At 67.8% G+C, this 8,463-nt stretch carries 7 protein-coding genes; 5 read left to right on the forward strand and 2 right to left on the reverse strand.

Features of this window, described 5'->3' with window-relative positions; genetic code table 11:
• Window positions 1-274 precede the first annotated feature (274 nt).
• The 4 genes from HZB86_12005 to HZB86_12020 all read left to right on the forward strand — a co-directional run bounded on the left by HZB86_12005 (window position 275) and on the right by HZB86_12020 (window position 4,781).
• Window positions 275-1,099, forward strand: coding sequence for a hypothetical protein (locus tag HZB86_12005; GenBank protein ID MBI5906246.1), 825 nt, complete (start codon window positions 275-277; stop codon window positions 1,097-1,099).
• A 1-nt stretch (window position 1,100) separates the two neighbouring features.
• Window positions 1,101-1,352 (forward strand): hypothetical protein, encoded by a 252-nt coding sequence (locus HZB86_12010; GenBank protein ID MBI5906247.1) that lies wholly within the window; start codon window positions 1,101-1,103, stop codon window positions 1,350-1,352.
• 165 nt (window positions 1,353-1,517) lie between these two features.
• Window positions 1,518-3,053, forward strand: a complete 1,536-nt coding sequence (locus tag HZB86_12015; protein MBI5906248.1) for a hypothetical protein — start codon at window positions 1,518-1,520, stop codon at window positions 3,051-3,053.
• A gap of 321 nt (window positions 3,054-3,374) precedes the next feature.
• On the forward strand, window positions 3,375-4,781 hold the full coding sequence (locus tag HZB86_12020) for a DNA recombination protein RmuC (GenBank protein ID MBI5906249.1): 1,407 nt from the start codon (window positions 3,375-3,377) through the stop codon (window positions 4,779-4,781).
• A gap of 4 nt (window positions 4,782-4,785) precedes the next feature.
• Here HZB86_12020 and HZB86_12025 read toward each other — a convergent pair whose 3' ends face one another.
• The gene (locus HZB86_12025) at window positions 4,786-5,541 is read right to left on the reverse strand and encodes a YdcF family protein (GenBank protein MBI5906250.1); all 756 of its coding nucleotides are present in this window, start codon (window positions 5,539-5,541) and stop codon (window positions 4,786-4,788) included.
• Window positions 5,542-5,543: 2 nt separating this feature from the next.
• Window positions 5,544-7,154, reverse strand: a complete 1,611-nt coding sequence (locus tag HZB86_12030) for an acyl--CoA ligase (protein ID MBI5906251.1) — start codon at window positions 7,152-7,154, stop codon at window positions 5,544-5,546.
• A gap of 150 nt (window positions 7,155-7,304) precedes the next feature.
• Here HZB86_12030 and HZB86_12035 point away from each other — a divergent pair.
• Window positions 7,305-8,463: ChaN family lipoprotein (locus tag HZB86_12035; protein MBI5906252.1), on the forward strand; the 1,159-nt coding region annotated here is incomplete at its 3' end.

Genomic DNA, 8,463 nt, shown 5'->3' on the forward strand with positions numbered 1-8,463 from the left:
GAGAGGCGCAGGGCGATGTACGCGACCCGCTGCTGGTGGTCCATCGCGATCCGGTGCACCAGGTCGAGGGAGTCGGATAGGGAAAGGACGAGGTTCTGGAGGAGAACGACGGGGTCGCGAATCATCCGGTGGCGCCCTTTCCTGTGGTATCTGCCCTCTTCAGTGTACGGCTTCGGCGTCGGGATGAAACCGCAAATCTTCCAATGGATGAAACCGCCAGGAACGATTCGCATCCCACTTGCAGAAAGGAATAAATGGGAATATTATCCCAAATATGAAAACACACAACGCCATATACGCCGCGATCCTCAGGCTCCTCCGGCCCATCGTCCGTCTGCTGCTGCGCCACGGGGTCCCGTTCGGAACGTTCGCAGACCTCGCGAAGCGGGTCTACATCGAGGTGGCCCTGGAGGAGTTCGGAATTCCGGGACGGAAACAGACCCACTCGCGCGCGTCGGTCCTGACCGGCCTGTCCCGCAAAGAGGTGCTCCGGGTGACCCGCCTCCCCCGGCCGGAAGACCGGGAGACGACGGACCGGTACCACAGGGCCGCCCGCGTGATCGGGGGGTGGGTCCGGGACGACCTGTACGGCGACGGTTCGGGGAACCCGGCGGAACTGCCGTTGGACGGGGAAGGGGCGACCTTCGCCGCCCTGGTGAAGGCGTACAGCGGCGACGTTCCGGTCCGGGCGATCCTGGACGAGCTCGTCCGGGTCGGTTGCGCGGAGAAGACATCGGACGGCAAGGTCCGTCTGCTGGCCCGCGCGTACATACCGGCCGACGGCGGCGAGGAGAAGCTCGGAATCCTCGGATCCGACGTCGCGGCGCTGGTCGGGACGATCGACCACAACCTGCAGGCGTCTCCGGAGGAGGCGTTCTTCCAAAGGAAAACGATGTACGACAATCTTTCGGCCGAGGCGGTCGAACGGCTCCGGAAGGAGCTTTCGGCGCGGGCGGCGCGGTTCCTGGAACAGGCCGACCGGAGCATGGCGGAACAGGATCGGGACGTCACACCGTCGGCTTCGGGCTCGGGCCGTCGCAGGGCGGGGATCGGGATCTTCTGGTTCGAAGACAAGGGGGAAGGGGAAGGAGGGCGCTGACATGGAACGGGATTGCGGTGAAAGACGGACAGGGCTCAAGGCGGTCGGCTCGGGGAAGGGCACGGGAGGCTGGGATGGCGTCGAGAGGAGAAAACCCCGCGCGGTCATAGGAATTCCGTACTCGTCGGACGTCGCTCGGGCCACGGAAGCGGATGGCGAGGAGATCGCGGTGAAGGCCGGTACGAGCAACGCGCTGTTCATCGGTGTCGCCGCCGGCGTTGCGATCTTCCTGAGCGTGTGCGTGGCCTTGTGAAGGCCAGGGGACCGTCCGGCGGGGCCACGCCCGCCGGGAACCGGGGAATGAATCGTTGACGCGGGAGAAGCGTCCATGAAGGGATGGCCGGATCGAAAAACGGATGAACGACCGGCATCGAGAAGCAAGACAGGAATCGTTTCCGACAGGAGGGGGGAGATCGCCATGGACATACGGAACCGGAAGGGGAGGCTGCTGGCGGCGATCGCCCTCCTGATTCCGATCGCGTTCACCTCCTGCGGCGGCGGAGGCGACTTTGCCGGCGGCGGCACCGGCGGCACGGGGATCGGCCCGGTCACCGGGTTCGGGAGCGTCAAGGTGAACGGCGTCCGGTATTCGACGGCCGGCGCGAACATCGTGATCGGAGGGGTGGAAAACCGCCCCGAATCGGAATTGAAGGTCGGCATGCGGGTCCGGGTCGACGGCGTATTTTCCTCCGCGGATAACACCGGCACCGCCGGGCGGATCGAGGTGATCCGGGAAGTCCGTGGCCCCATGGACGACAACGCGGTGGACAACGTGCTGAATCGCTTCCGGGTGGCGGGTCAGACGGTCCTGGTCAACCCGGCGACCCTGTTCGACAACGCCGTCGGTCTGCTGGCGTTGCAAGCGCTCCAGGCGGGGACCCTCCGGCACCCCGAGGTCGAGGTGCACGGCGCGGCGGACGACGCCGGATTCATCCACGCGACCTACATCCGGAAGGGTGCGGACGACTTCCCGATCGCATCCGACGATGTCGAGGTGCGTGGAAAGGTCGGCGGCCTGGATCCGCTCGCCTTCCGGTTCCTGATCGGGTCGTTGCCGGTGAGTTACTCCGGCGCGGGACTCGTGAAGGTCAACTGGCCCCTGACCGGGATCGCGAACGGGCAGTACGTGGAGGCGAAGGGGAGGATCACCGCGGCCGGCGGCGCCGGGACGCTGAACGCGAGCCGGATCGAGGTGCTGGACAATACGGTGGGGGGCAACAACGACCCGGTACGGGTGGAGGGGTATGTCGTCTCGGGCGCGTCGAAGGACTCCTTCGTGCTCCTGGGGCCCGGGGGGCAGGTCACCGTGAACGGCGTGGGAGCGACCCTGTCGGGAGGGGCGGTGGCTCCGGGGCGGAAGGTGCAGGTCGAGGGTGAGGTGAGCGGCGCGACCCTCAGGGCATCCGTCGTCCGGGTCCGCCCCGCCGGCAGCGTAAAGATCGAGGCGGCTGTATCCGGGGCGCCCGATACCGCGGCGGGAAACTTCACGGTCCTGACGAAAAAGATCCAGACCGACGGGTACACCCGGTTCAAGGATGACGCCGGCGGTTCGCGCACGTTCGGACTGACGGAACTTCGCGCAAACGACAACGTGCTGGTCGTCGGGTCGTACGACGCGGCGGGCGACGTCGTGAACGCGATCCTGGTCGAAAGAATCGTTTCCCTCGAAAACGGTCGCCCGCTCCTCCAGGGGCCGGCGGCGGGGGAGATCCCGGACGTCAGCTTCACGATCATCGGAATCCGGGTGGATGCCGGATTCACCAATACCGAATATTCCGCGAAGGACGGAACCCCCCTCGGGAGCGGTACGGCGGCTGTCTCCGCGTTCTTCGCGGATCTGGTCGACGGTGACGTGGTCAAGGTCAAGGACGGAGTGTTGGAGACAGGCCCGATCCTCCACGAGGGAGCGGGAACGCCGCACATGGAGGTCGAGTTCGAGGAGGTGGACGACTGAGGGCGAATCGCCCGCCGTTCCGGCGCGGGTGATCCATGCGGGGGCGGCAGGGCGACCTGCCGTCCCCGCTCTGCTATCATGGACGGTATTCCGGCAGGCGAGGTGGCCCATGGCGTTCGACGCGCAGATGTTTCTCGACCGGTTCGCGGGGGAGTACAACGACCGGAACCCGGAGGGGCTGCGGGATTTCTTCGCCCTGTCCGATCCCCGGTTCGCGGTCTTCGAGGATTTCACGGGCGAGCTGATCGACGGCGAGGCGTACTCCGCCATGCTCGAGGCCGCGTTCGACGCGACCGGGACGATGTCGTTCGAGCTGCTCCGATGCGACGACTTCGGCGGGATCGCGATTCTCCACTCCATCCAGAGGATCCGGCTCGAGGACGAGGAGGAGGGGATCGGCGAGGCGCGGATCCGGGCCACCCTGTGGGTCAAGACCGAGGGAGAGGTCCCCCGGATCGTATCCGCCCACTTCTCTGCCGTGCCCACGGGTGTCGACGGCTGCGCGTCCGACGGGTGCGGCTGTTCCGGGCATGTCGGGGAAGGGTGATGGACGCCGTCTGGATCGCGCTTCTCGCTGCGGCGGCCGTCGCGGGCGCCGCCGCCGGCTGGTTCCTCCGGTCCGCGCAGGTCGCCTCGATGAAGGAGTCGTTCCAGGCCCTCTCTTCCGAAGCGCTCCGGGAGAACAACCGGGCCTTCCTCGACCTGGCGAAGGAGTCGCTGGAGAAGTACCAGGAGGGGGCCAGGGGAGACCTCGAAATCCGGCGGCAGGCGATCGACGCCCTCGTCGGCCCGGTGCGCGAAACGCTTGCGCAGGTCGACCTGCGGATCGTGGACCTGTCGAAGGCGCGTGCCGCGGCCGAGGCCACGCTGACCGAGCAGATCCGCTCCCTGGGCGACGCGCAGGGGAAGCTGCAGGCCGAGACCGCCAACCTCGTGAAGGCCCTCCGCGCGCCCGCCGTCCGCGGCCGGTGGGGGGAGATCCAGCTCCGCCGGGTGGTCGAGATCGCCGGGATGGTCGCCCACTGCGACTTCACGGAACAGGAAAGCGTCACCACCGAGGACGGGCGCCTGCGGCCCGACATGATCGTCCGCCTCCCCAACCGGCGGAACATCGTGGTGGACGCCAAGGCCCCCCTCTCCGCGTACCTCGACGCCCTGGAGGCGCGGGACGACGCGACCCGCGCCGCGCGCCTTGCGGACCACGCCCGCCAGATCCGCGCGCACCTGTCGGCGCTGGCGTCGAAAGGGTACTGGGAGCAGTTCGCCCCCGCCCCCGAGTTCGCGGTGCTGTTCCTCCCCGGGGAGACGTTCTTCAGCGCGGCGCTGGAGCAGGACCCCGGGCTGATCGAATACGGCGCCGGGGAGCGTGTGATCCTCGCCACCCCCACGACGCTCATCGCGCTGCTCAAGGCGGTGGCCTACGGCTGGCGGCAGGAGCAGGTGGCCGAGAACGCGCAGGAGATCAGCCGCCTGGCGAAGGAGATGTACGACCGGATCGGGAAGTTCACGGAGCATTTCTCCCGCATCCGCGACGGGCTCGACAAGGCGGTTTCCGCCTACAACAGCGCGGTGGGGTCGTACGAATCGCGGGTGCTCCCCGGGGCCCGCAAGCTTCGCGAGCTCCGCGTGACGGCGGACCGGGAGGACATCGAGGCGCCGGGGATCGTGGACCGCGCCACCCGCCCCGCCCCGGACGCCGGGGAGGAGGCGCCGAAGGCGGGGGATTGACCGGTCAGGGGACGATCCGGTAGTAGAGCAGCCCCAGGTGCTCCCGCAGCGCGGCGGTGGAGGAGAACAGCGCCCCGGCCGACGGAAGGTAATCCATCCACCGGTACGGCTTCCCCATCCATGTCCGGTACCCCGCGGGGACGGGCGTCACCGCAACGCCCGCCCTGCGGAACATCTCCACGGAACGCGGCATGTGGTACGCCGAGGTGACCAGCAGCGGCGCACGGAGCCTTTTCTCCTCGAGGATCCGCTTCGTCCGAAGCGCGTTTTCCGCGGTGTCCCGGCTGTCGCCTTCCTTCACGATCTTCCCCGACGCGACCCCCAGGTCCGCGAGGATCCGCGCCGCGACCGGGGCCTCCGCGTCCAGGTGGTCGAACGCCTTTCCGCCCGACACCACCACCGGGACGCCGAGCCGTTTCTGGAGCCTCGCGGCGGTGATCACGCGGGGGAGCATCCCGTCGGTCGGGAACCCCCTCCCGGTGAGGTCGGGCGACCCCCCGAACACGCCCCCTCCGAGGAGGACGATGACGTCCCCCTCCGGGCGATCCGGAATCCCGTATCGCGCCTCGAGCCCGGCGGTCAACCGGTCCGAGACGGGGGCGGCGGACAGCGCGGCGAGGGCCCCCGCGATCAGCAGGACGGGAAAGCCGGGGTTCAATTGCCTGCGGGCGAGCGCGCGGATCCCGAGCCAGGCCAGGAGGACGATGAACAGCCCGGGCGGGAGGATCAGGTTCTGGAGGACGAACTTCGCCTCGAACACGGCTACTCCCGTTTCTTCCACTCCTGCGCCCGCAGCTCGATCCGCCGGATCTTGCCCGACGAGGTCTTGGGCAGCTCCTTCACGAAGGCGATGTCCCGGGGGTACTTGTACGGGGCGGTCACCTTCTTCACGTGGTCCTGCAGCTCCTTCTTCAGCGCGTCCGAAGCCTCGTACCCCGCGCGGAGGACCACGAACGCCTTGACGATCTCGCCGCGCAGCTCGTCGGGCGACGACACGACCGCGGACTCCGTCACGCCCGGATGCTCGAGGAGGGCGCTCTCCACCTCGAACGGGCCGATCCGGTACCCCGCGGAGATGATGACGTCGTCTCCCCGCCCGACGAAGAAGAAGTAGCCGTCCTTGTCGCGGTACGCCCGGTCCCCGGTCAGGTACCAGTCGCCCCGGAAACATTCCTTCGTCCTGGCCTCGTCCTTCCAGTACCCCATGAACAGGGCGGGGGGGCGCCCCTTGACGGCGATCTCCCCGATCTCGCCCGCCGCGACCTCGTTCCCCGTCTCGTCGATCACGGCCACGTCGTGTCCGGGGACGGGGTGCCCCATCGAGCCGGGCTTCACCGGCATGCCGGGGAAGTTCGCCACGAGGTTGATCGTCTCGGTCTGCCCGTACCCGTCGTGGATGGTGAGCCCGAAGGCGTCGCTCCAGGTCTTGATCACCTCGGGGTTCAGCGGTTCGCCCGCTCCGACGCAGTGGCGCAGAGAGGGGAGGCGGTACTTCCCCAGGTCCTCCTTCACGAAGGCGCGGTAGGCGGTCGGCGGGGCGCACAGCACGGTGACCTCGTATTCGGAGAGCCACGAGAGGCCGCGCTTCGGGTCGAACGGTGCGTTCAGCAGCAGCGTCGCGGCGCCGTTGTTCCACGGCCCGAACAGGACGCTCCAAGCGGCCTTGGCCCACCCCGTGCCGGCGATGCACCAGATGAGGTCCGTGGGCTTGAGGTCGATCCAGTACTTCCCCGTGACCCAGTGCGCCCCGGTGTAGAAGTGGCTGTGCATCACCGCCTTCGGGTTCCCGGTGGTCCCGGAGGTGTAGTAGACCAGCGCGGGATCGGTGGCGCGGTTCGGCTCGATGGAAAGCTCCGGGGACGCCTTGGCGACCTCCTCGTCGAAGGAGAGCCACCCGTCCCGCTTTCCTCCCACGCAGAGGAAGTTGACGAGCGCGGGGCACTCCTTCCGGATCTCGTCCACTTCGGGGCTCTTGGCGTCCCAGCTGACGATCGTCCGCGCGCCCGAGTGGAGCGCCCTGTAGACGAGGTCCTTCGGGCGAAGCTGGTCGGAGCAGGGGATTACGATCGCCCCGATCTTGTTTCCCGCGACCACTGTGAAGTACCATTCCGGGACGTTCTGCAGCAGCACCAGGACCGGATCGCCCTTCGAGACGCCCATGCCGCGGAGGACGTTTCCGACCCGGTTCGATATCCTGCTCACCTCCCAGAAGGTATACTTCGACCGGTTCCCCTTCGCGTCCTCGTGGAAGAAGGCGAGCTTGGTCCGGTCCTTCGCGTACCGGTCCACGACGTCGCGGCCGAAGTTGAAGTCGTCCGGCACGTTCCAGCGGAAGTTTTTTCGGGTGTCCTCGTAATTTCCGATGTTGCCCATTCTTCGGCCTCCTCGAATCGCTCGTGGTAAGGTAAAATAGTTACAGATATCAAGTAGATAAGTCAACACGGAACCCCCGGGAACGCGGATTCCAGCCCACGTCAGGGGAGGTTACGACCGCTTTTTCGAAGCGGACCACGGAGGTTCGAGATGACCGTTCGCATTCCGCGCGCCATGTTGCCGATCGTCCTTTCGCTGCTCCTTGCCTCGTGCGCCGCCGGCCGGACCGCCGGCAAGGCGGGCCCCGGACTTCCGTACCCGCCGGCGTCCCCGCCGAAGGTCGAGGAGATCCACCACCTTCCCACGGGGCTTCGGCTTTCCATCGACGGGCTGATGGAGATGCTCTCCGGCGCACGGCTGGTGAGCGTGGGGGAGACGCACGACAACCTCCACAACCAGCGCGTGGAGCTGGCCGTGATCCGCGGCCTCCACGACCGGTTCCCCGGCAGGGTGGCGATCGGCATGGAGATGTTCCGCGCCCCGCAGCAGGCGGTCCTCGACCGGTGGACGCGCGGGGAGCTGTCGGAGCTCGACTTCCTCAAGGCGTCGAAATGGTACGACACGTGGGGGTACGACTTCGGCGCGTACCGCGACATCCTCCTCTACGCCCGGGACCGGCGGATCGACGTGATCGCCCTCAACCCGCCGAAGGAGCTGCAGGAGGAGGTCCGGGCGAAGGGGCTGGACAACGTTTCGGAGGAGACGCGGGCGAAGCTCCCGGAGATCGATGACTCCGATCCGCACCAGCGCGCGGTCCTGGAAGGGGTGTTCGGCGGCCACGGCGCGAGCCGGGGCGGCAAGGACGCGTTCGCCTCCTTCTATCGCGTCCAGCTGCTCTGGGAGGAGACGATGGCGCAGCGGATCGTGGACTACCTGAAGAGCCCGCGGGGGGAGGGGAAGCGGATCGTCACGATCACCGGGGGATGGCACGTGACGTACGGTTTCGGGCTTCCGAAGAAGGTCGTGCGCCGGATGCCGATGGCGTACGCGATCCTCCTTCCCGAGGAGATCAGCACCGACGAGGAGAAGGAGGGGAGGCTGATGGACGTCGAGCTGCCCGACGTGCCGCTTCTCCCGGCGCAGTTCCGATGGTACGTGCCGTTCGAGAGCCTGGAATCGAAGCGGGTCCGGATGGGGATCCTGATGGATGAGAAGGAGGGGCGCCTCGTGGTGCGGTCGGTGGTCGAGGGGTCGCCCGCGGGGAAGGCCGGGATCGCGGCGGGGGACGTGCTGGTCGCGATCGACGGGAGGCCGGTGATGGAAAGCGTGGACGTCCACTACATCCTGGGCGACAAGCGGGACGGCGACA

The organism is Deltaproteobacteria bacterium, assembly GCA_016234845.1.
Lineage (GTDB): Bacteria > Desulfobacterota > Deferrimicrobia > Deferrimicrobiales > Deferrimicrobiaceae > JACRNP01.

Excerpts from the sequence above, each read along its gene's own strand:
- HZB86_12005 (MBI5906246.1), top strand. The coding sequence starts at position 275 with ATGAAAACACACAACGCCATATACGCCGCGATCCTCAGGCTCCTCCGG.
- HZB86_12010 (MBI5906247.1), top strand. The coding sequence starts at position 1,101 with ATGGAACGGGATTGCGGTGAAAGACGGACAGGGCTCAAGGCGGTCGGC.
- HZB86_12015 (MBI5906248.1), top strand. The coding sequence starts at position 1,518 with ATGGACATACGGAACCGGAAGGGGAGGCTGCTGGCGGCGATCGCCCTC.
- HZB86_12020 (MBI5906249.1), top strand. The coding sequence starts at position 3,375 with ATGCGACGACTTCGGCGGGATCGCGATTCTCCACTCCATCCAGAGGAT.
- HZB86_12030 (MBI5906251.1), bottom strand. The coding sequence starts at position 7,154 with ATGGGCAACATCGGAAATTACGAGGACACCCGAAAAAACTTCCGCTGG.